The organism is Weissella kandleri (assembly GCF_001438705.1).
GTDB classification, from domain to species: domain Bacteria; phylum Bacillota; class Bacilli; order Lactobacillales; family Lactobacillaceae; genus Weissella; species Weissella kandleri.
Genome location: NZ_JQBP01000001.1, coordinates 146,496 through 167,048 on the forward strand (window position 1 = coordinate 146,496; position 20,553 = coordinate 167,048).

Annotated in this window: 28 protein-coding genes; all 28 read left to right on the forward strand. The window is 38.1% G+C overall.

What is annotated here, in order from left to right; genetic code table 11:
* The first annotated feature begins 1 nt into the window (after position 1).
* Positions 2 to 604: a hypothetical protein gene (locus tag IV73_RS00775; RefSeq protein ID WP_057753423.1), complete on the forward strand. Its 603-nt coding sequence runs from the start codon at positions 2 to 4 to the stop codon at positions 602 to 604.
* A complete protein-coding gene (locus tag IV73_RS00780) occupies positions 605 to 1,477 on the forward strand; it encodes a polymorphic toxin type 50 domain-containing protein (RefSeq protein ID WP_057753425.1) in 873 nt (290 codons plus the stop codon).
* Positions 1,478 to 1,494: 17 nt separating this feature from the next.
* Positions 1,495 to 1,713, forward strand: a complete 219-nt coding sequence (locus tag IV73_RS00785) for a hypothetical protein (protein ID WP_057753428.1) — start codon at positions 1,495 to 1,497, stop codon at positions 1,711 to 1,713.
* Between the two features lie 112 nt (positions 1,714 to 1,825).
* The gene (locus IV73_RS00790) at positions 1,826 to 2,440 is read left to right on the forward strand and encodes a capsid assembly scaffolding protein Gp46 family protein (protein ID WP_057753430.1); all 615 of its coding nucleotides are present in this window, start codon (positions 1,826 to 1,828) and stop codon (positions 2,438 to 2,440) included.
* A gap of 11 nt (positions 2,441 to 2,451) precedes the next feature.
* Positions 2,452 to 2,802, forward strand: coding sequence for a hypothetical protein (locus IV73_RS00795; RefSeq protein ID WP_057753432.1), 351 nt, complete (start codon positions 2,452 to 2,454; stop codon positions 2,800 to 2,802).
* On the forward strand, positions 2,802 to 3,815 hold the full coding sequence (locus IV73_RS00800; protein ID WP_057753434.1) for a major capsid protein: 1,014 nt from the start codon (positions 2,802 to 2,804) through the stop codon (positions 3,813 to 3,815). Before IV73_RS00795 ends, IV73_RS00800 begins: the two co-directional genes overlap by 1 nt.
* A gap of 11 nt (positions 3,816 to 3,826) precedes the next feature.
* Entirely contained in the window at positions 3,827 to 4,315 is a 489-nt protein-coding gene (locus tag IV73_RS00805) for a LysM peptidoglycan-binding domain-containing protein (RefSeq protein ID WP_057753436.1), read from the forward strand.
* 2 nt (positions 4,316 to 4,317) lie between these two features.
* A complete protein-coding gene (locus IV73_RS00810; protein ID WP_057753438.1) occupies positions 4,318 to 4,656 on the forward strand; it encodes a DUF4054 domain-containing protein in 339 nt (112 codons plus the stop codon).
* Between the two features lie 9 nt (positions 4,657 to 4,665).
* Positions 4,666 to 5,103, forward strand: coding sequence for a hypothetical protein (locus IV73_RS00815; protein ID WP_057753440.1), 438 nt, complete (start codon positions 4,666 to 4,668; stop codon positions 5,101 to 5,103).
* A 2-nt stretch (positions 5,104 to 5,105) separates the two neighbouring features.
* Complete coding sequence (locus IV73_RS00820; RefSeq protein ID WP_057753442.1) at positions 5,106 to 5,486, forward strand: hypothetical protein; 381 nt, start codon at positions 5,106 to 5,108, stop codon at positions 5,484 to 5,486.
* On the forward strand, positions 5,470 to 5,937 hold the full coding sequence (locus IV73_RS00825) for a phage neck terminator protein (protein WP_057753444.1): 468 nt from the start codon (positions 5,470 to 5,472) through the stop codon (positions 5,935 to 5,937). The genes IV73_RS00820 and IV73_RS00825 overlap by 17 nt, the downstream gene beginning before the upstream one ends.
* A 50-nt stretch (positions 5,938 to 5,987) precedes the next feature.
* A complete protein-coding gene (locus IV73_RS00830; protein WP_057753446.1) occupies positions 5,988 to 7,094 on the forward strand; it encodes a DUF3383 family protein in 1,107 nt (368 codons plus the stop codon).
* A 14-nt stretch (positions 7,095 to 7,108) separates the two neighbouring features.
* Positions 7,109 to 7,513 carry a phage structural protein gene (locus tag IV73_RS00835; protein WP_057753449.1) on the forward strand — a complete coding sequence of 135 codons (405 nt, stop codon included), beginning with the start codon at positions 7,109 to 7,111 and terminating at the stop codon, positions 7,511 to 7,513.
* Positions 7,514 to 7,579: 66 nt separating this feature from the next.
* Positions 7,580 to 7,804: a type II toxin-antitoxin system RelB family antitoxin gene (relB, locus tag IV73_RS00840; RefSeq protein WP_057753451.1), complete on the forward strand. Its 225-nt coding sequence runs from the start codon at positions 7,580 to 7,582 to the stop codon at positions 7,802 to 7,804.
* On the forward strand, positions 7,794 to 8,066 hold the full coding sequence (locus IV73_RS00845) for a type II toxin-antitoxin system RelE family toxin (RefSeq protein WP_057753454.1): 273 nt from the start codon (positions 7,794 to 7,796) through the stop codon (positions 8,064 to 8,066). Before relB ends, IV73_RS00845 begins: the two co-directional genes overlap by 11 nt.
* 113 nt (positions 8,067 to 8,179) lie before the next feature.
* On the forward strand, positions 8,180 to 8,578 hold the full coding sequence (locus tag IV73_RS00850) for a hypothetical protein (protein ID WP_057753457.1): 399 nt from the start codon (positions 8,180 to 8,182) through the stop codon (positions 8,576 to 8,578).
* Positions 8,550 to 8,771 carry a hypothetical protein gene (locus tag IV73_RS00855; RefSeq protein ID WP_057753460.1) on the forward strand — a complete coding sequence of 74 codons (222 nt, stop codon included), beginning with the start codon at positions 8,550 to 8,552 and terminating at the stop codon, positions 8,769 to 8,771. Before IV73_RS00850 ends, IV73_RS00855 begins: the two co-directional genes overlap by 29 nt.
* A gap of 2 nt (positions 8,772 to 8,773) precedes the next feature.
* Positions 8,774 to 12,943: a hypothetical protein gene (locus tag IV73_RS00860; protein ID WP_057753463.1), complete on the forward strand. Its 4,170-nt coding sequence runs from the start codon at positions 8,774 to 8,776 to the stop codon at positions 12,941 to 12,943.
* A 20-nt stretch (positions 12,944 to 12,963) separates the two neighbouring features.
* On the forward strand, positions 12,964 to 13,524 hold the full coding sequence (locus IV73_RS00865; RefSeq protein ID WP_057753465.1) for a LysM peptidoglycan-binding domain-containing protein: 561 nt from the start codon (positions 12,964 to 12,966) through the stop codon (positions 13,522 to 13,524).
* Positions 13,524 to 13,865, forward strand: coding sequence for a phage baseplate plug family protein (locus IV73_RS00870; protein ID WP_057753468.1), 342 nt, complete (start codon positions 13,524 to 13,526; stop codon positions 13,863 to 13,865). The genes IV73_RS00865 and IV73_RS00870 overlap by 1 nt, the downstream gene beginning before the upstream one ends.
* 1 nt (position 13,866) lies before the next feature.
* Positions 13,867 to 14,739 carry a phage protein gene (locus IV73_RS00875; RefSeq protein WP_057753470.1) on the forward strand — a complete coding sequence of 291 codons (873 nt, stop codon included), beginning with the start codon at positions 13,867 to 13,869 and terminating at the stop codon, positions 14,737 to 14,739.
* Positions 14,739 to 15,095, forward strand: coding sequence for a hypothetical protein (locus IV73_RS00880; protein ID WP_057753473.1), 357 nt, complete (start codon positions 14,739 to 14,741; stop codon positions 15,093 to 15,095). The genes IV73_RS00875 and IV73_RS00880 overlap by 1 nt, the downstream gene beginning before the upstream one ends.
* A gap of 14 nt (positions 15,096 to 15,109) precedes the next feature.
* On the forward strand, positions 15,110 to 15,460 hold the full coding sequence (locus IV73_RS00885) for a contractile injection system sheath initiator (RefSeq protein ID WP_057753476.1): 351 nt from the start codon (positions 15,110 to 15,112) through the stop codon (positions 15,458 to 15,460).
* On the forward strand, positions 15,450 to 16,607 hold the full coding sequence (locus IV73_RS00890) for a baseplate J/gp47 family protein (RefSeq protein ID WP_057753479.1): 1,158 nt from the start codon (positions 15,450 to 15,452) through the stop codon (positions 16,605 to 16,607). The genes IV73_RS00885 and IV73_RS00890 overlap by 11 nt, the downstream gene beginning before the upstream one ends.
* Positions 16,597 to 17,211, forward strand: a complete 615-nt coding sequence (locus IV73_RS00895; protein ID WP_057753484.1) for a hypothetical protein — start codon at positions 16,597 to 16,599, stop codon at positions 17,209 to 17,211. Before IV73_RS00890 ends, IV73_RS00895 begins: the two co-directional genes overlap by 11 nt.
* Positions 17,212 to 18,816, forward strand: coding sequence for a pyocin knob domain-containing protein (locus IV73_RS00900; RefSeq protein ID WP_057753487.1), 1,605 nt, complete (start codon positions 17,212 to 17,214; stop codon positions 18,814 to 18,816).
* A gap of 10 nt (positions 18,817 to 18,826) precedes the next feature.
* Positions 18,827 to 19,324, forward strand: coding sequence for a phage holin family protein (locus IV73_RS00905; RefSeq protein WP_057753490.1), 498 nt, complete (start codon positions 18,827 to 18,829; stop codon positions 19,322 to 19,324).
* A 12-nt stretch (positions 19,325 to 19,336) separates the two neighbouring features.
* Entirely contained in the window at positions 19,337 to 20,221 is an 885-nt protein-coding gene (locus IV73_RS00910) for a peptidoglycan recognition protein family protein (protein ID WP_057753493.1), read from the forward strand.
* Positions 20,222 to 20,553 lie beyond the last annotated feature (332 nt).

The window sequence follows — 20,553 nt, forward strand, 5'->3', positions numbered from 1 at the left end:
TATGACGTTATTAGAAGAAAAGATTCATTTATTAAATACACAAAAACACGATGTTGAGCTTGATAAACAGGTATCAGATATCATTGAACAATATGAACCTTCAATTAGCGCTGAACTAAGCGCTTTTTTTGTTGGCCACAGTATTGACGGTTATATGAATACAAACATTTTAAAAACAGCTCCTAAAACGAGTGATATATCTAAGTTGAAGCAGTGGGTTAAGCCTATTCACAAAATTAATGAAAAGCAGGTAAATAAACGTAAATTAGCGTATGTAAGCTTAGGTTTGGCAGATATGGAAATGTATATTCAATCAATGGTGGGATTGTTGTTGCTACCTACGGGGATGTACCTATATCAAATGTTTACTGAAGAGCTATCCAAGCAGTTTACTGATGAGTGTCAGCGACAGGGTGGGCAACAGCGAGGATTAAAGTCTGATGTTGCAAAACGTCTTTCCAAAATTAGCTTTAATGATTTAAAGCCAGAGCAGGCTTTTTGGAAGAGCTTTGACTTAACTGTGGCTAATTTATCATTGGAGCTAAATGAAGCGGTTAAACAAGGCGTTAGTAGCCAAGAATGGCAAAAGATTGTAGGTGGCTAGATGGACTACGAAGATTATTCAGATAGTGACTTTGAAGCTGAATTAAGCGCCTATGTTAAAGACCATAAAAATCAGCAGGAAAAAGATGACGCCGAAAAGCACAAACGGTTAGGTGAAATGGTTGGTGGTTTTATGGGCTTGTGGTGGTATTTGCGCTCATTTCGTAGCTCCGCCATTCGTAACATTAAAACCTATTCGGCAGTCGCTGATAGAGAAGCTAAGCTTGATGCATGGGAACGGCTAGATAACCCCAAGGTAACGTTAATCAATGAATTTGGTGCTTGCGAGAAATGTATTCCATATCTTGGCCAAGAATATACTTTGGAAGAAGCTAGAGCGATTATTCCTATTCACTATAATTGTCGCTGCACATTCGTATTAGTTGAAGAACCAGCATTGGTATCTGGTCTGATTGCTGGCGCTTTTAGAGAACAAGAAGATGATACTAATCGTGATAAGGAAGATGATGACAATGCAACTGCAGAATTAAATGCAGAAATAGAGGCATGGCTTGATAAGTATGACATAATATCTGATATTCCACAGAAGGTTATTGAAGCTCAAAATAAGCATATTCCAGAGTCAAGTGACTTTATTCCTGGGCGAAGTTATCTGTTGCCCGATATGTACAAAAAAGTTCCAGGAACTAAGAATAAGTTTGATTACACGTCGATTGAAACGTTGTATAATAAGTACAAATGGAATGCTGACTGGGCAGAATTTGGAAACGGTAATGTTAGGGCTATTGTTACAACAAACCGTTATATTGGGTATGTTGTTTTTAAGGATGGTTCTAAGATGTTAACGAATAAATTTACAGTTCATTATAGTCGTAAAAAAGGCGGATATCATATAGTTCCGACACTAAAATAAATTGGGAGGTTACATTGATGATTAATTGGGAGCAATTGACGTTAAATCACAATAAAATATCATTTGAGTATAATGGGAAGACCATTACCGGTGTAGTTAATTATTATTTTGATGAAGCTGATGAATATGATGAAGATCCAGATGAGCGAATTGAGTCTTCTTTTACTTTAAAAGGTTCAAAAGTTGCAAAAGCTTATAACATTCGTGAAGTATCCAACGTAAAAATTTTAGATTAATAAGCGTTTAGTACATTGTTACTAAGCGCTTTTATTATGCCCAAAACGTGCTCATGGCTTAAAAAGGTGCAAGGAAATTCATTGCTGACGAGCATTAAACGGAGGAAAGTATATGGCTGAAGAATCAGGTAGTGCAATAAATGAACAAACAGTTGAGAGCGAAGTCACCTTTACGGAGGACCAGCAAAGCAAGGTTGATGAGTTAATCGGGAAACGCTTAGAGCGAGAGACGGCTAAGAATCAAGATGCAATTAACCAAGCGGTAGCTAAGGCTAAGGAGCAGTGGCAGGCAGAAGCAGAAGAGAATGCGAAGTTATCTAAGATGACCGATGCTCAAAAGCAAGAACACGATCAACAAAAGCAAAACGAAGCTTTAGAAGAAGCTAATGCCGAAAAAGAAACATTGAAGCAAGAACTTAATCACTTAAATATGGTGAATGCGGCTTCAAGTTTATTGGCAGATAAGGGTGTCGTGGCTGATGAAGCTACTTTGAAGTTTGTTGTGCGTGAAGATGCTGATGCTACTCAAGAAGCTGTGGAAGAGTTTGTAAAGTTAGTTGAAGACAAGGCTGAGGCTAAACGTCAAGAAACGCTTAAGGGTTCAACGCCGAAAATTGGTACAGGTAATGGAGGTCAAAGCAAATCATTTGGAGCATTAGCTGCTGAACGGGTAAATCAGCAAAATAATGCTGATGTGGCCGATGATTTCTTTGGCATCAAAAAATAGGAGGATAAGAGATGAAGTTTAAGACAAAAACAGTTGACCAAATTAATTGGTTAGCTTCTTCGCATATGCAAGCGTTCACTGAACAAGCGGTCAATGATATGCAAAGTGGTGAAGCGTTTAAGAAGAACGGTGCAGTTGTAGGTTTGGTTGTTAATGATGTTAAAGCGACTGCAGAAGATCCAATGCCAATTTCAGTTATGTATGAAGGTTGGGTTATCGCTGGTAATTTACCAGTCGAACTATCAGACGCCGATAAGGTGGCGTTAAAGGCTTCTGGAATTAAGTTCCGGGGTGAAGAAGGAACTAAGACTGAAGACAAGCCATCAGAACCCATCAAGAAATCAAAAGAAGGAGTTAAATAATGAGTGATATTTTTGAATTATTTCCACATCAAGACATTTTAGATTATACAAAAGCAATTCAACCTACCAATTTGTTAGGTGCTTCATTGTTTCCAAGTCGTAAGGCACAGTCAAATGATATTAAGATTTTGACATCAGGAACAACAACTCCAACGATTGCTCATGTCCATGCTTTTGATACAGAAGCTGAAATTGGTTCACGTACAGCAAAGGTCACTGAGCAAGAACCATTCTTTGTCAAGCGTAAGATGGTTTTAAAAGAAGATGACTTGGTTAAGCTGCGGACGCCACGAACGCCAGAAGAACAATCATATATCCAAAATGAGGTTTATAACGACACTGGTAATTTGATTCGGTCTATTGAAGCAATGGCTGAAAATATGCGTATGCAAGCGTTGATGAAGGGTAAAATCAATGTAAAGGGTGCTGACGGTAATGCTTATAAGGTCGATTATCAAATCAATAAAGCACATCAAGGAACGGCTGATTTTTCTGATGAGAGCATTGATCCAATCGAGACAATTATGAGTTGGGCTCAATTGGTAGATGTAGCTCCAACTCGTGCTGTATTGTCAGCTAAGGCTTTGGCTGCATTGCGTAAGAACCCCAATGTAATTGCCAATATTTTCGGGTCTAACAATGGTCGGACAGTTATGCAGTCAGACTTAGATGCGTTTATGACATCAAATGGGTTGCCAGTTTTGCGCGCATACAACGGAAAGTATAACGAAGTAGGATCTAATGGGAAGTTAGAATCTCATAGTTATGTTGATGATAATGGATTCGCTATGTTCGCTGATGGAATTGTTGGAGAAACTGTCTATGGATTGACTCCGGAAGAATCACGAGCCGTAGCTGCTGGTGATGTAACTTCTTCTGAAGTTGGTAATGTTTATACAGATATGTATGAAGAGTTGCATGACCCAATTCGGACAGTTGTTAAGGCTTCTGCGATGGTAGTTCCAACTTTGGCACAAGCTGATAATATTTTCCAAGCAACTGTTTTGAAGTAAGGAGGCTTAAAATGGCTCAATTGAGTGAAAAAAGCACGGTTAATGACATCAAGGACGTTCTTGATAAGCTGAAGATTGAGTATCCAAATTCAGCAAATAAGAGCGAATTATTGAAGCTGGTCCCAACAGAAGAAGGGACTGGCGAAGAAGGACCATCGGAAGGAGATAATAACACTCCCCAAGACAATATTGATACTCATACTCCAGTAGTGGGTGTGAAGCCTGATATAACTGATCCAATCATTGATGTACCAGATGAGCCGACAGTTCCAGATGTACCAATGAAACCTGAGGGTGATAGTTGGTCTGATATTATTATGGGCGGTGGTCAAGACGGACCTAAGAACAACATTCCAGAAGAAAATTATTATACGGTTGTCGAAGGTGATACATTAGTTTCAATTGCTAATAAGTTTGGGACATCAGTGGCTAAAATTAAAAAGCTAAACGCAATGACTTCAAATGTTGTTCGAATTGGTCGCAAGCTTAGATTGGTGTAGCCATGGCTAGTGTATTAGAAGTAGTTAGGCGGATTAAGATTGTTGCGCCTCAATTCGACAGTTTGAACGATGAAACGTTAACTACATTGGCCAATGACGCAATTCTAGTCGCGCAGGAAGATGGATTTAAAGGCCCGATGTTAGTGATTGCAGCTAGTTATTTAGCAGCCCATTATGCCAGTGTAGTTAATAGTAAAAATAGCAATGTAGTGAAGCAAAAACTGGCTGTTATGGAAGTTACTTATAAAAATGATTCGTTTAAAAGTGATTACTTAAACCAATATAATAATTTGTTAAATACGCTGACGGACCATGGTAAAAATAAGGTTACTTTTATTTAGGTAAGCGATATGGAAATAGGTTTTAATACAACGGTTGAAAGCAACTTTGATTTAAATGAAATTATTTCGCGTATGAAGTCCGTAGAGGGCAAAAAGGTGGAAGCTGGAGTGTTCGGTGGTTTTGCCGAAAAGAAAGCTATGTGGAACGAATATGGAACTAGCAGAGGTATTCCGGCTCGTCCATTCTTACGCAATAGCCAATATGAGCATGAATCTGAGTGGAGTCGTCAAGTAGGACGGGATATGGTTGAAGTGTTTAGAGGTTCAATTAGTGGACAAGCAGTTGGATTAAAGCTTGGCCAAAAGATGGCAGATGATATTAAAGCGACAATTGATGCCGGTAATTTTGCAGCATTATCCGCTTCAACAATTAGACGTAAGGGCTCAAGCCGTCCATTGATTGACACCGGCGATATGCGCGCTTCGATTACACACAAGGAGTATTGATTATGGCATTTTATTTGGATATGGACTCATTGATCCAAATGTTTGGCGTTCCTTTGACAGTCCTCGAGGGCAAGAATGAGGGACAGTGGATTGATGGTGTGTGGCAGGAAAGCTCTACTAATTCGGTTGAATTGAATGAACCATTTTTAACTTTTGAAATAGTCGGGTCAATGTTGGCAGGAATACTGGAAAGTAACGATTCCGGGGAGCAATTGACTGATAAAGCTGCATGGTTTTCGGAGCATGACTATAATTTAGGGACTAAAGTAATTCATAATAACGTCCCCTGGAAGATTACAAGAAAACAGTTATACTTGGATTACTCTAATGTCGTTCAGTACGAATTAACTCGGGAAGGAGGTCTTGATGGAAGAGACGTTTGATTACAGTGTTTTATATAAATCATTTGCTAATATTATTAGCGAGCAGCAACGATTGACTATGATTGAAGCTGGGGGTGTCGGTCAACAACCTGAACCGCCGTTTGTCATTTTCGATATTATTAGCCCGCATATTAATATTTACGATGACCATGATATAAATGAGCATGAAATATTTGAAGCAGTAGTTAGCTTTACATTGTTTTCATATACTAAGCTTCAAGCACTTAATTTAGCAGAAACATTACGTAAATTAATGTATTCTGACAGCGCTCGTGATATTTTACGACAAAGGGAAATTATTATCGCGGAAGTGATGCCTACTAACATCAGATCTATCCAAAACAAAGACAATGATAAATTTATGGTTGGCTTTGATATGCGTTTGAGGTTACGGGACCCATTTGGGGATGATATCCCTACAGTAGGGTCAGTTGAAATTAATGAAACATAAAGTCGTCTATTTTTTGATAGAGGGCTTTTTATTTATGAAAGGAATTTGAAATGGCAAGTGATTTATTAGATGTGCATGTAGTCTTAGATGTACAAACGCCAACAGTCCCGTTGAATTTAGGGAATATGGCAATTTTTGTGGTTGGTCCGGCAGATGCAGGGACTGAACCTGGAGGTGGGTCAACTGTTTCCGAAGGGGAAACTGTATTAGATGATGTTGTGTTGACATCTTACGAAGAAATCGGAGATTTAGGCATTGACTTGGGAACAGAAGCAGATGATATCGCTAAAGGTTTCTTTGCGCAGAATGGACACGGGAAGAAGTTGTTCATTTATGGTGTGCCTAATAGCTTAGATGCATCCGAGACAACTAAAAAATTTGACTTAGTGTGTGGTGATGATTGGGAATTTGCGTCAATTATTCCAGGAATTGATAACGATATTACAGCGCTATCAAACGGTATCGAAGCCCTAGGGCGAAAATTCTTAGTTTTGAGTGGTAGCGGATTTGAAGGTGACTCAGCGGACACAATTGCCAAGCTTAAGACGTTGAAGGACGCTCCATTTATTGAGAATACACGTACATTGATGATTATCGGCACTGATAAAGACGCTAAATATAATATTGGTGCGCTTGTCGGTGCAATTGGTAATAAGACGCCAGGTTCTGTGACTTGGAAATTTAAAGGATTACAAGGGTCAACGCCGTTAAATGTCTCAGGAGCAGTGGTAAAGCAAGCTGATGACACGCATGTCAATTTATATGTCACTAAGGCTGGAAAGGCTCAAACGTCAGAAGGTTTGACGTTAAGCGGTGATTATATCGATGCATTACATGCGGATGACTGGATTCGCGCTGAACTTGAGACAGAGATTCAAAAGTTGTTGCAAGACAACGATAAAATTACGTTTGATGCCACTGGAATTGGACAAATTGAAGCTGTGGTAACAACGGTATTACGAACCGCTACTGAAAATGGAATCATTTTAATTGATTCTGAGACTGGTATGGGTAAATTTACTGTAACTGCATTGTCTCGCGATCAAATGTCAGATGCAGATGTAGCATCTCGTAAATATAACGGATTATCGTTTGAATATATACGGGCCGGTGCGATTCATGATGTAACTATCCATGGAACGATCGATAACATTTAAGGAGGAATAAAGATATGGCAGACAGCGGTATTAATATGTATGACGCGAAAGACGTTACATTAACGGTCGATGGCGTAGTTATCCAAGGATTTCAAGATGCGGATATGATTACCTATTCATTCAAAGAAGAACAAGTGCGGACATCTGTTGACGCGCAAGGGGTTCCTTCTTTGGCCAAAAACAATAATCACTTAGGAAATATTGTTATTAATTTGAGCGGTAATTCAAAGTCGCATAAATTCTTGAATAATTTAGCGAATACACGGAAGGTATTTCCAATTGTAATTAAGTCTGATCTTGAAAAGGTATCAAGTACACAGTGCATTATTGCTAAGCCTGCGGATGGTGCATTTGGAAAAGATACACCAAAGCGGACGTATACTGTAGAAGCATTGTCTATGGAAGTGACTGCTTTGTAGAAATGTGAATACATTTGTATTCGGTCGTGTTATAATGAAATCATCAAATGAAATGAGGTGATTTATATGGCAACGACAACCATTCGTATTCCAGATGATCAATACAACGAAATTCAAGAATTGGCTAATTTTCACGGTATGAAAGTATCCGATTTTATGCGTGATACTTTGTTAGAACGTGTAGAAGATGAGAATGATTACACGGCAGCAATTGAGGTCTTAAATCAGCATAACGAATCAGTACCATTGGAAGATGTAATGCGCGAGGTTTTCACTGAAGATGAAGTATAGTGTTAACTTTGATAAGAAGGCATTGAAAGAATTTCGTAAACTTGATAAACCGGTTCAAAAAAGAATTGTTACATGGCTTGAACAACATATTTCAGGCTCGGAAAATCCTAGATTATTAGGAAAAGCACTGGAAGGAAATTTCAATACATTGTGGCGCTATCGTGTAGGCAACTATAGAATAATTGCTGATATTAAAGATGATGAATTCATTGTATTGATAGTTAAAACCGGCAAAAGAAATGATGTTTATAAGTCTCGATAATTTCGGGGCTTTTTTTGTTGGCTTGGGTTCGAATCCCAAGTCAATGTTTGTGGAATCGTCCACATAAAATAATTACTAGGCTGTATGCCTGCAAACCACGGAGGGTTTAAAAAATGAATGAAGCAAATGTAAATAACGAAGCAATGAATAACGTAACTGCTACTAACGAAGCGGTGAACAATGCCGCAGCTAAGTCAAAGGAGGCAGCGAATAACTTGCAAATTCCACAAGAAACCAAGTATGGAAAGCAAGAGAACTGGAAGTATACAGATAAGAACGGCAAGGAATGGGATTATAAGTTCCAATATCCAGGAATGCGGACAACTATGGAAATTTTGGACAATTCGCGTATGGCAAATGGAATTGTGTCTCGGACAACCTTCGCGGACTTACTATTGGAACATGTTGTCGTTGAGCCTCGTAATTTAACTATCGACGACTTCGATGAACGGCCAGGTATGAACGATTTGATTGATGCGGCCGATGAATTTCTTGGACAATTTAACGACTAAAGGATATAAAAATGAACTTCATTTAAAAAAAGCTATTGAAGATAACTGGTTTTTTGATTGGCCAGTAATTATGGGAATAGCTTCGAGAGAAGAAGTTAATGCAGCTAGCTTGAAAGAATTGCAATATTTAAACGGGCTGGCTGATAAAAAACAAGAGATGACAATGATGCCATTTATGGGGAAAGGAGGATAAAATTGGCGGGATATTCTACAACTATTAATACAGAATTGCATGTCAGCGGTTTGGATCAACTTGAGAGAGCTAACTCGCTGTTAGAGAAGCTCAAGGGCGAAGCAAAGTCTTTATCTGGTATTGGTAGTTTCGGTGGTTCTTCAATGTTCAACGGCTACATTGAAGGAGCAAATAAAGCAACTGCATCCATAGAAAAAATGCATTCTATGGCTGAGAAAGCCAATACAACAGCTAAATCTTCTAACAGCGACCAGTATTCTAAGCAAGCTGCTGAAATTAATAAAGTAACTGAAGCATATAAAAAAATGGAAGCAGTAGCTAAGCAGTCAAATGAGACTGGTGTGCGTGCTCAGCAAAATGTTGAAAAACTAAGTGCTGGTGGCGAGAAGTTACGTAACTCATTTAAGGAAGTAGCATCAATGTTCTCAGTGGGGATGCTAGGCGCTTCTGCTGTAATGGGTGCTATGGATGGCGCTAAGAAACTCGTTGCTAATGGTTGGGAAACATTAAAACAACGCCAGCAAGGTCAAGCGATGTGGGCTACATCTATTCAAGATGCTCATGGCGACATAACTGGTAAGCGATTAACTGGTCAGGCTCGACGTGCTAATGATGCGGTATTTGCTACATCGTTGAAAGCTGGTAACGACTTCGCGGAAGGTAATTCTATCGCTAAGCAAATTTATTCATCTGATGCTGGAGCATATTCTGGGAATGTCGGTAAAACTAATAGCATGTTGAAGGGGATGTTTAACATTCAGGATGCTAATGCGTTAAATCAGCGTGAGATGGAATCCTTTAAGACAGCAGTTGGTAACATCGGTGATACTGGTCATATGTCCGGAACAATTGCTAAAAGTTTGAATCTGCTCGATGGTAAAATCAGTCGCAAGATTCGGCAAGAATATAAAAAAGAGACCGGCCATGATTTGGGCAAAAACGCGCAAGGTGGTTGGGACTGGAAATCTGTTGACGCTCAAACTGCGTTCAAAGCTATTGATCAATATGGTAATTCTGGTGGTATTGGTAAAGCATCTGAGCGTTATAACTCAACTTTGCCTGGAATGCTTCGATCGGCTAAAGCTGGAAGTGGTGCTTGGATTTCAAAAATTATGGAATCTTTTGGAAGCAATATCGCTAAAGGCGGAGCTTTTAAGGATTTAGTTGGTGGACTATCCAAAATGTTTACTAATGCCGGAGCGATTGAAAAGAATGCTCAGGGAGTTTCTAAAGCATTATCATCAGTAGCGAACGGATTAGGTGGATTTATTAAAATGGTCGCACCATACGCTTCGAAATTTGGTAAAGGAGCTTTTGATGGAGCTAAGGACGTATTTAAGCTGGTTGAAGGTTTTGGAAAAACTATAGGTGATATTGGATCTAAGATAAGCGACGCGCTTCCTAAAGGAGCGAAAGATAAATTATCCGATTTTGTAGGTGAGGTCGGAAAAGTAGTCGGTGCTGTTGCAGCCGCTAAGTTAGCTTTTTCGGGTATTAAAGGTAGCATAGGGCTGTTAAAAGATGGCGTCAAAGGCCTAGGTAAAATGATTCCAGGACTAAGCAAATTACTTGGATTAGGTAAAAATACACCAAAGAATGATTCAATTTTTAGTAAAGCTACAAGTACATTTAGTGCTGCTGTTGATAGATTTGCTGGTGGTAGTGCTGCGGGATCAGCTAATGACTTATTAGGTGGAAATTCAAACGGTAAATTCAAAGGAACTAGAACAGAACGTCTGCATGGTTCTATTTGGAGCAAAATCAGTAAAAAAGGTGAAGCGTTACAGGGACTTGATATACCAGTTACACGAGAAATTGGTGGAACTACTGTCAATAGTCGATTGACAAGAAATAAGCCTGGAATGTTTAGTAGAGTAACTGGGAGAGGTTTTTCAAAAATCGGGTCCATTGGAACGGCAGTAAGTGCAACTAAATTTGGTAGCATGGTTGGTAAATTTGGAGGAGCATTAGGTAAAACTACTAAATTTCTAGGTAAAGGATTGCCAGGTTTAAACACTATTATGGCAGGACTTGATACTATGAATGTGCTTAGTTCAACTAAAGCGGGGTCACTTGCCAGGCATAAAGGTGTTGGTTCTGCTGTTGGAGGTGGAATCGGTGCAACTATTGGTGGTGCGGCAGGCTCTTTACTTGGACCGTTAGGAACTGTAGCAGGTGGAATGGCTGGACAATGGGTTGGAGATAAAGTTGGTTCCTGGGCAGGATCGTTATTCGGTGGAAGTAAAGATAAACCATCTAAGCCATCAAAAGCAAGCCAGATAGCAAACGCGCAATCTAAGGCTCAAGCGTCTTACGAAAAAGACCAATTTGTTGATTCACTCGGTACTATGGGAATCGGTAAAAACGATTCTAAGTCTATTTATAAAACCATGGGTAAAGCAAGTAAGTCTACTAGTTCAAAACAGCAAAAAGCCTTATTGAAACTAAATGATGCAATTCAAAATGGTGATGTTGGACAAATTCAAGCGCTGTCTAAAGAATTAGAGAATAGACAAAAAGCTGATGAAGCCAAAATGAAAAAAGCTTCTAGTAAAAAAGGTAAGAAATCATCTCTTAAAAAGAATAAAAAAGCATCAAAAGGTATTTATGATAGTGATTCAGCGGTTAAAGAACACGATAAAAATCGTAAGAAAATCGATAAAAGTACCAAAGGCATGTCTAAGAGTTTTAAAAATTTCAAAAAAGATTTTAATAAAAATTCTAAAGATGTAACTAAACAAAACGATAAGATGAAGAGCGCCAATAATAAACGGCTAAGCAAAATGGGAAAAGATATTGGTAAGTCTTTTAAAAATGCTAAAAAGAAGGCTAGTGATGGAGCTAAGGGCATTGGTAAGTCGTTAAAAAATGTTGGTAAAGGTGCAGAAAAAGGTGTTAAGAAAAATCTAGGTAAACTGGGTAAATCTACGAAAACAGCTTTAAGTAAAGCTAATAAGGCAGCTAAAAATGAATCCAAAAAATTCAGTAAGGCATTTAAGAATTTAGGCAAGGGTGCTGAAAAAGGTATCAAAAAGAATTTGAATAAAATTTCAAAAGTTACCAAGACTTCATTGAATAAAGCTAATAAGACTGCTAAAAGTGCATCTAAGAAGTTTGCTAAGTCATTTAAAAATATGGGAAAAGGCGCCGAAAAGGGGATTAAGAAGAATCTAGATAAAATTTCCAAGGTAACTAAAACCTCTTTGAATAAGGCAAATAAAACAGCTAAGAGCGCATCAAAAAGCTTCAATAAGTCATTCAAGAATTTGGGTAAAGGTGCAAGCAACGGCCTTAAAAAAGAAATGAATAAGTTAAGTTCAGCAACCAAATCAGGAATGAATAAAGCTAATAGCGCCGCTAAATCTGGTGCTACAAAGATTACCAATACCCTAAAAAATGGAATTAAGGCTGGTAATGCTGCTAAAAGCGCATTTAGTAAATTAACGAGTAATGTTAATAACGAGATGAACAAAGTTGATTCAGCAATTAAGTCTGGATCAAACAAATGGTCGTCATCGGTTAAAAGTGGAGCTGATAAAGCAACTAATTCTTTGAAGACTAGCCTAAACGGAATGGTTAATGCTGCTAAGTCGGCTACGAGTAAGGTTGCAAGTTCATTTGATAAAATTGGAAGTTCGGCCGATACGGCCTCTGGTAAAGTAAAAGCTCTCCAAACAGCTATTGACAACTTGAAATCAAAGACAATTACTATAACTGCTAATGTAAAAGAGACTAAAAGCGCTACTGGTACATCAGGAGCATTATCCGCTTTTTCTAAATTCATGCCACACTATGCAAGCGGAACTACTGCCGGAGGACATCCAGGTGGTGCTGCTTTGGTTAATGATGCTCCAGGAGCTAATTGGCGTGAGGCGTTTATGTTGCCTAGTGGACTAGTGGGATTGTTCCCTAATGAACGAAACGTCCACACAGTGCTTCCACAAGGTACTCAGGTACTCGATGGGAATAGTACTCGGAAAATGTTCCCTAGATATGCCAATGGAACGAATGGAGCCAAGCAATCATTTAATGCTAATACAGGCGGAAATAAAAAAATCGAAGTCAATATGAATATTAATATTAACGGAAATGCTAGTGCTAATGATGCTGATGCTATTGCTAATAAGATGGGTGAAAAGTTAATGACAATTTTGAATCCCATAACAATTTAACCAAAAGAAAGGAGGCATATATGGCTTATTTACAAGGCTCTCATGGGAAAAAGGTTGAGTTAACAATTGAATCGGAGAATGAAAATCTGGATTTGAGCGTATCTACTCATCCAGTAGAAACTGGTTCACCGATAACTGATCATAGTCAGCTCAATAATAAAAGTTTCTCGTTTACCGGATTGATCATGGGAAAGGACCAAAGTGAAGTCGATGATAAATATGTTCAATTGCTTTGGTGGTGTCAAGATGGCGAGGTTTTGTCATACCGTGGCGCTATTGTCCATAATGGGCTGATTATATCAAGGTTAAGCAAGACTTTTGATGAAGGTGGATATACTAATGCTGTTAAGGTTGAAATTGAACTAACAGCTGTTTACATGGTTAAACTGGACTGGGTTAAAAATAAGAATTACGGTAAAAAGCAAGCGAATCCTAATGGTGGAGTTTGGGTTACCGTTGTTCCAGGTAACACTTACTGGGGATGGTGGCAGCGTTATGGGACATCCATTGACCAATTACGTGCGTGGAATCATTGGCCGGACAGACAGATTCCAGTTGGTGTGAGAGCGAGGGTGAAATAATGTCAAAAAGAGCTTATATTGAAATTGATAAAAATGATTTACCGGAAATTTTCGAAATTGAGCTAGCAGGCCAAAATGTTTACTTAAAATTCGATTTTAATTATGTTGGCCAATTTTATACAGTTGATTTATTTGATAACAACATGGAACCGATTGTTATTGGTGAAAAGTTGTCATATGGACGTAAATTGTGGAGCGGGTTAAGTAATCCACTAATTCCAAACGTTGACATTATGCCATTTGATGAAAGTTTGAAAGAAAAGACTATCACCCCTGAAAATTTAGGAGTGACAGTCTTTTTATATTTGATGACATTAGAAAACGACGGGGATTATTTGTGATATGAGTCAAAAAGAACAGTTTTTATTTGAAGTTTATGTAGACATTTATACAGAATCCGGCCTTTTGAAGTACGTTCACAAGTCGACTGCCAACCAAGGCGGGTCATTAGATATTGAATTTAGCTTGCCTTTTGACAATTCGAGTGATCAAAGTACCGGAGAGGTAACAATTTGGAATATGAGCCGAGTTAGTGCTAACCGGATTCATCAAGGTGATCGAGTACAGATTAGGGCAGGGTATCGTAATGATATCGGCATTATTTTTGATGGCCACATTTTTAGGACTACTATCCCCAATTTTGAAGATGCTGACCAGCAGTATATTTTGAGGGTAGTCGAGGGCAATGAGTATCGGCGCAATAAAGACATTAAATTAACTTTTGGAGAAGGGACTAATGCCCGCACGATTATTAATAAAATAACGCAAAAATCAGGTATTAACTTAAACATCATTTCTATGAAGGAAAATCATGTTTATAAAGAAGGTTATAGTGTAGATGGCTCACCATTTGATGCGTTGTCTGAGGTGGCCGAGGATTGTCACTCTGCTCTATATTATCGACGGGGACAGCTTACGCTTAGGTATATGTATGATGGAAACAATACTGGTACCTGGCAATTAAACAATGGAACGGGAATGATTAGCTCTCCGGTGATGGAGCGACGCGATGACGATTGGTTAAAAAGCGAAGATAACGATGGAAATGGGCGCTATCAATATTCTGTCGATAGTATTTTAAATTATCGAATTACAACGGGAGAATACGTGCATATTAAAAGTACATTTGTTGATGTAAATGGGACAGTCATTAGTGGTGAGCATTCTTTTGATGGAACCAGCCCCACGACCTCGTTAGAGATTGGGGTGCAATAATGAATAGAATTAAAAATAGGGATAATGAGGTCTCGTTTTTTCTACATGTATTACCAGATACTATTAAAAGTGAGGTCAATGTTGCTCAATTAGGTAAAGTAGCTAAGCTATACGATGATAATAAGAAAGCCTATGTTGAACCCCTTGCTTTGAAAAGCAACGGTGATAAGCGTCCAGTATTAGTTGGTGTGCATATCGGGCGATTGCTTAGAAACGAGATAAAAGTTGGCGATGTAGTTTTAGTGACCTTTTTAGATCGCTCTATCGCCAATTTTACCGGCGATAACAAGCCTTTTGAGTTAAGCAGTAATCGTATGCATAGTCTAAATGATGCATTCATTATATACGTTTATTAGCTAAGGAGGCATTAATGATTGATTTAAAATTGACTGATGATGGTGGTTTAGATTTAGAAACGCCTATTGATGATACTGAACAAATTAAGCAAGGAATTCGTATTTTGCTTGAAACGCAACTTGGTGAATTTATTGAAGATAAGGAAATGGGCCTGGATGTTGAAAATATTCTAGGTGAACCATATAACGAGTTAGTAATTAGGTCAGCAGTACAAGAGGCTTTGAAACAAGATAAGCAGATAAATCGTTTTGATAGTTTTCAAGTGTCTATCGAGCGAGACCATCGTTCAGTTTTTGTGAATTTGAAACTATATATAAATAAATATGAATATGAGGATATGGAGGTTGAACTAGGTGCTAAATGAAAAAGGATTTTCTAGGCCAGCCAAAGAGGAGCTGGTGCAAGAATTATCAGCTAAATGGATTGAATTGTTTGGTTCCAATAGTGATGTTTCCTCGCATTCAGTAGCAGGGATTATTATCAGATTACTGGCATTCTTTTTTGATTTGGTTTATCAACTCTCAGAAAAAGTTTATTACTCTCAATATCTGAATACAGCTTCTGGTGTTTCTTTGGATCGTATTGCAGCTAATTTTGGGGTTAATAGAAATAGTGCGACACGAGCTATTGTTGATTTGCTATTTACTGGTACACCGGGATATGTAGTGCCAAGTGGCTCGTTGTTTAAAACCAGTGATGATAAAGTTTATCAATTGGGCAGTTCGGTGATCTTAGATACTAAAGGAACCAATACTGGTACTGCGTATGCGGTTGAGTTGGGTGTTGATTATAATGTTCCAGCCAATACGGTTATAAACCAGGTAGAAGTTACTACTGATATTTTTTCAGTGACTAACTCAGAGCCTGCACAAGGTGGGGCTGATGATGAAACGGACGCTGAGTTAGCCAGACGTGTTCGCTTGGCTAATGATACTAAGCCATCGAGCCCAGTAAACGGGGTGATTTCCGCTGTTATGAAGGTTCCCGGTGTGAAAAATGTGCAAGTTATTCTAAATAATACAATGGAACCAGATGAATATAATAATCCGGCAAAATCCATCCATGTTTACATCGACGGCGGGGAAGAATCTAAAATATCTACAGCATTATTTGAATCTGTGGCTGCTGGAATTTTGATGGTTGGAAGTAAAGAAACTTATTTGACTGATTTATCAGGTAACCCAAATAATCACGTTGCATTTGATTTTGCGGAGCAACAAATCATCTATGTAAACGTAAAACTTTCTGTTAATACTGATTTTGAGTTAGATGGATTAGAACAGGTTGAAAAGGCGATTGCTGAATATTTAGATACTGTAAAAATGGGCGGAATTGTACGTTATTCGTATTTGTATAAATACATTTATGACAACGTCAAAGGCATAGTTGTAGCAGATGTCAAAATTGGAGATGAAGTAAATAATTTATCAATGGCAGATGTCCATTTAAAGCAATTTGCTACAGCTAAATCGACTAATGAAAGCATGGTGATTACCAAAGATGGAATTTAATTTTAAAAATTTTTTCTTGGATCATTTACCTGGTCCTTTAAATAAGCTGGATAAAAATTTTAAAAAATTAGCAGCGTACTTTAATTATGAATTTAACTTACTGGTATATTTATTTAATCAAATTGAAAAAATGCGTTCTTTGGACGATGCCAAAGGCAAGGTGTTAGATGAAATTGGAGATAATTATAATCAGCCGAGAGGGGAAGCTGATGATGAATTTTATCGAATTATGATTCGTTCAAAAAGAGCTTTGAATTCAGGTAAAACGACAGTCAATGGTTTACTTGATATTATCAGCCAGTCTTTAAACGTGAAGCCGGATGGCATTGTAATAGAACCATTACGAAGCTATAAGCATAGCAAAGAAGATATTGGCGAGCCTTTAGCTATATCAATCAAAAATATTCCACTCCAGTGGATTGATAAAGAATGGGAACAAAATTATATTATTAATCGCATTCGTGATGGTGTAGCGGCAGGTATTAGAGTGGATGAAATCAGTTTTATTGATAAATCAGATTCTGTTTTGTCAATTAGAGGTATTTCTAGCTCTACGTTAATTTACAAAGTATACGAAAATTACGAAAATAAGGAAGGAGCGTAAATGTCTAATAAATTCTCAGCATTCGAATTTACGGATGAAGGACTGAAAGTTATTTCAGATGTTTTGGCTAATCAAGGTAAAATGTCGATTATGTCGTTTTACACTTTTGATAAAGTCATTACTAAGCAATTAGAATATGACCAAATTCAAACTAATAATCCAAAACAATTTAAACCAGTAGGAACAGTCACGGCTAAACCAAATAACACAGTTGAATCTCGTCTGATATTGGATAATTTAGACGTAACTAGCGATTACTCATTGAAAAGTGTTGCCTTAGTTGGGCAATATAATGATATTAATTTTGTCTTAGGAGTAATTTTTACGAATGAGGCTACAACTATTCCGAAATATGATGGTATATCTGGGCAGTCTATTGCTTTAGATGTGTCATTTGCCATTTCAGATACATCTATCGTTACAATCAACACTCAGTTGGCGGGGATGCTAACTGTTGAAGATTATGTAGCATTGATGAAGTATATCGATTCGAAAGATGCGTTAAAATCTGATGATGATAAAGTAGTTCATTTGTTTAATAATGAAAAAATTGATGGCATTAAAACATTTTTAAATACTATTATCGGAAGTGTGTCTGGTAATTCCGGAACAACCAATCGAGTTAATACGTTGGATTTAAATACATCAGTTGATTTGAACAAAATGGACAATGGGTTATATCTAGCCACATCGCTCGATAAAACGACCACTAATAAACCTGCGAAGGCTGGCGAAGTTTATGTTTTAGTAGTTGAAAGTTATGAACAACGTTTTATCGATTTACAAACTAATAAGCAATATTATCGAAGTATTAACGGTTCCGTTTATAACAAATGGGAGCGTTTTTTTACTGTATCTGAAATGAATGATTTAAATGCTGATTTGGTCCATAAAACTAAAGATGAGTCTATCGATGGCAATAAGAACTTTTTGCAAAAGATTATTGGTAGCATCACCGGTACATCTGGGACGGCTATTAAATTGTTGACGGGTCGAAGTATTCAAACGAATTTATCATCGAATAGCGCAACGAAATTTGATGGATCGGTAGATATTAAACCTGGTGTAACTGGAACGTTATCAGTAACAAACGGTGGTACTGGAACCACTACAGGTAATGCGCCTAGTGCATCAAAGTTGAGCCCTGGTAGAAAGATTAACGGGGTTCTATTTGATGGTTCAAAAGATATTAATGTGATTGACCACAATGCGATTCATAAAAACGCAGCATTGTCTCTAAAAGATTACTCAGTATCGTTATTTGGAGTAGCTGGGGCATTGAAATTTCATGTTACTGATACAGGCGTAGGGGTCACAATCAATGGGAATTTGAAAAATGTTAAGCCAAGCGATGGAGCTATTAAAACAGGCGCAGTAATCCCTACTGGTGTACCGCTTCCGCCGTATGATATTTCAATCCCTTGGACAAGTTGGTCTGGAATTACCGGTGTCACTAATCGGACAGGGTTCTTTGGATTTTTCAAATTGGTTAAGGGCTCAAGAGATATCTACTATAAGCAACAAACGATGAAAGATAATGGCACCACGGAGTACACGCCTGGTACTTTAGGAATAGACACAAGTGGCTGGTACCCAACACATTAAGAGGAAGAAAATGGAACAAATAGCAAAGTGGTTATATTTTAATTTGAACGGACCAACTGAAACGTCGGTTCTTTTTTTATTCATGTTAATCGACACTGTGTTCGCCAATACGTGGCGAAGGCGTCGAGGTGTGGCTATAACAAGCGGTGGCGGATTAGGGGGCTTGATTAAGTCAATTCCATTGGCTCTAATGCCAGTGATTATTTGGAGCTTTGAAATTCCATTGTCAGTTGCACCAGATCATATCGCAGGGTTACAGATGAATTTTAACCCGATGATTTTTGATTTAATAGCATTTTCAGTTTTTGTTTTGATTGGTTGGTATTGGTTAAAGTCAATTTTGGCCAACGCTAAATTAGCTGGATATGATATTCCCAATTGGTTGGAGAAGTATATCGAAGATGAGTATCACATTAAATTAGGAAAAATTGAAACTGAACCTAATTCAGCTAAGAAAGATCAAAAGCAAGTGTCTAAGACTTATGGTAGTCGTAATGACATTAAATAGGAGGAATTAATAATGACAGAAGTATATTCAAATTTAGCAACTAGTTTAGACCCTCGGCCCATGTACAACGGCGGAGAGCGAACTCGAGCAGTAGATTTTGTAGTAATTCATCACAACGCAACAACGAGCAAGGAAGCAGATATTGGAACCTGGGTCGTTGGTTCTGGTGCTTATACGTCGGCGCACTACGAAATCGCTAATAATGAAATTATTGGGACACTGGGTGAAAATTATGTTGCTTATCACGCAGGCGGGACAGGTGGCAGTGACGTGCCAACCATTTCGGACATTAACAATCGTTCAATTGGTCTTGAGTTTTTAAACTCAACTGGGGCACCAGATTGGGAAGTTAGCGATGAAACTTTGCGTTCTGGAGCAAAACTGTTAGCGGATATTTGTGAGCGGTACGGATTGCCGATTGACCGGAGTGTAATTAAGCTACACCGAGAAATTACAGCGACTGCTTGCCCTGGCGGCCTAGACATTGATAAATTAATCCAATACGCACGAGAGGAAGCAGGGGTAATTGGTTCAGATAACGTTGAAGAATCAGATGCCATTAAGAAGTTCAAGCAAGATGGTGGAGCATTTACGTTGTTTAAGCCATTCAAAGTTGACGAAGTAAAATGGATTTACGGTATGTGGCAAGCTATCAGCTATGAGATGACTGGAGGTACTGGTAACTGGTATAACAACGGAATTCCATTGGCACTGGTAAGCCGCACTGATGGCGGAGATAATATGAACATTACGCCTGGCGCAACTGTTAAATTAGACCCAGAGTATAATATTGGAACGATTGATGCTTACGATGCTTTCACTAATGGAATATATATTATTTGGGGTGGTAATTATGATGGTACGTGGTTTGACGCAGACGCTGTAATGAGTCACTAAAATAGAATAAACTAAAATCCTACTGACTAAATTTCTAGTTGGTAGGCTTTTTTGTTATGTACCGTAAACGAGCAGTAGCAGACAGCAATGTACAGAAACAATAAACAATGATTCATTTTGATCGTCGGTATATCAACGCTGGTGGTAAATTTTAGTTGTATTAATTTGTAGCAAATTTGTAGCAAATTGTGTGGTTTTTGGTGATTTTTAACGGGAAATAGTGGGAAATAGCAAAAATTTAAAACAAACAAAAACCCAGTTATATCAACGTCTTGGCTGATATAACTGGGTTTTTAAAAAATGATAAATTATTCTAGTATGCCGTTGACAGG

Coding starts and splice junctions, on each gene's coding strand:
- IV73_RS00775 (WP_057753423.1), top strand. CDS start 2: ATGACGTTATTAGAAGAAAAGATTCATTTATTAAATACACAAAAACAC.
- IV73_RS00780 (WP_057753425.1), top strand. CDS start 605: ATGGACTACGAAGATTATTCAGATAGTGACTTTGAAGCTGAATTAAGC.
- IV73_RS00785 (WP_057753428.1), top strand. CDS start 1,495: ATGATTAATTGGGAGCAATTGACGTTAAATCACAATAAAATATCATTT.
- IV73_RS00790 (WP_057753430.1), top strand. CDS start 1,826: ATGGCTGAAGAATCAGGTAGTGCAATAAATGAACAAACAGTTGAGAGC.
- IV73_RS00795 (WP_057753432.1), top strand. CDS start 2,452: ATGAAGTTTAAGACAAAAACAGTTGACCAAATTAATTGGTTAGCTTCT.
- IV73_RS00800 (WP_057753434.1), top strand. CDS start 2,802: ATGAGTGATATTTTTGAATTATTTCCACATCAAGACATTTTAGATTAT.
- IV73_RS00805 (WP_057753436.1), top strand. CDS start 3,827: ATGGCTCAATTGAGTGAAAAAAGCACGGTTAATGACATCAAGGACGTT.
- IV73_RS00810 (WP_057753438.1), top strand. CDS start 4,318: ATGGCTAGTGTATTAGAAGTAGTTAGGCGGATTAAGATTGTTGCGCCT.
- IV73_RS00815 (WP_057753440.1), top strand. CDS start 4,666: ATGGAAATAGGTTTTAATACAACGGTTGAAAGCAACTTTGATTTAAAT.
- IV73_RS00820 (WP_057753442.1), top strand. CDS start 5,106: ATGGCATTTTATTTGGATATGGACTCATTGATCCAAATGTTTGGCGTT.
- IV73_RS00825 (WP_057753444.1), top strand. CDS start 5,470: ATGGAAGAGACGTTTGATTACAGTGTTTTATATAAATCATTTGCTAAT.
- IV73_RS00830 (WP_057753446.1), top strand. CDS start 5,988: ATGGCAAGTGATTTATTAGATGTGCATGTAGTCTTAGATGTACAAACG.
- IV73_RS00835 (WP_057753449.1), top strand. CDS start 7,109: ATGGCAGACAGCGGTATTAATATGTATGACGCGAAAGACGTTACATTA.
- relB (WP_057753451.1), top strand. CDS start 7,580: ATGGCAACGACAACCATTCGTATTCCAGATGATCAATACAACGAAATT.
- IV73_RS00845 (WP_057753454.1), top strand. CDS start 7,794: ATGAAGTATAGTGTTAACTTTGATAAGAAGGCATTGAAAGAATTTCGT.
- IV73_RS00850 (WP_057753457.1), top strand. CDS start 8,180: ATGAATGAAGCAAATGTAAATAACGAAGCAATGAATAACGTAACTGCT.
- IV73_RS00855 (WP_057753460.1), top strand. CDS start 8,550: ATGAATTTCTTGGACAATTTAACGACTAAAGGATATAAAAATGAACTT.
- IV73_RS00865 (WP_057753465.1), top strand. CDS start 12,964: ATGGCTTATTTACAAGGCTCTCATGGGAAAAAGGTTGAGTTAACAATT.
- IV73_RS00870 (WP_057753468.1), top strand. CDS start 13,524: ATGTCAAAAAGAGCTTATATTGAAATTGATAAAAATGATTTACCGGAA.
- IV73_RS00875 (WP_057753470.1), top strand. CDS start 13,867: ATGAGTCAAAAAGAACAGTTTTTATTTGAAGTTTATGTAGACATTTAT.
- IV73_RS00880 (WP_057753473.1), top strand. CDS start 14,739: ATGAATAGAATTAAAAATAGGGATAATGAGGTCTCGTTTTTTCTACAT.
- IV73_RS00885 (WP_057753476.1), top strand. CDS start 15,110: ATGATTGATTTAAAATTGACTGATGATGGTGGTTTAGATTTAGAAACG.
- IV73_RS00895 (WP_057753484.1), top strand. CDS start 16,597: ATGGAATTTAATTTTAAAAATTTTTTCTTGGATCATTTACCTGGTCCT.
- IV73_RS00900 (WP_057753487.1), top strand. CDS start 17,212: ATGTCTAATAAATTCTCAGCATTCGAATTTACGGATGAAGGACTGAAA.
- IV73_RS00905 (WP_057753490.1), top strand. CDS start 18,827: ATGGAACAAATAGCAAAGTGGTTATATTTTAATTTGAACGGACCAACT.
- IV73_RS00910 (WP_057753493.1), top strand. CDS start 19,337: ATGACAGAAGTATATTCAAATTTAGCAACTAGTTTAGACCCTCGGCCC.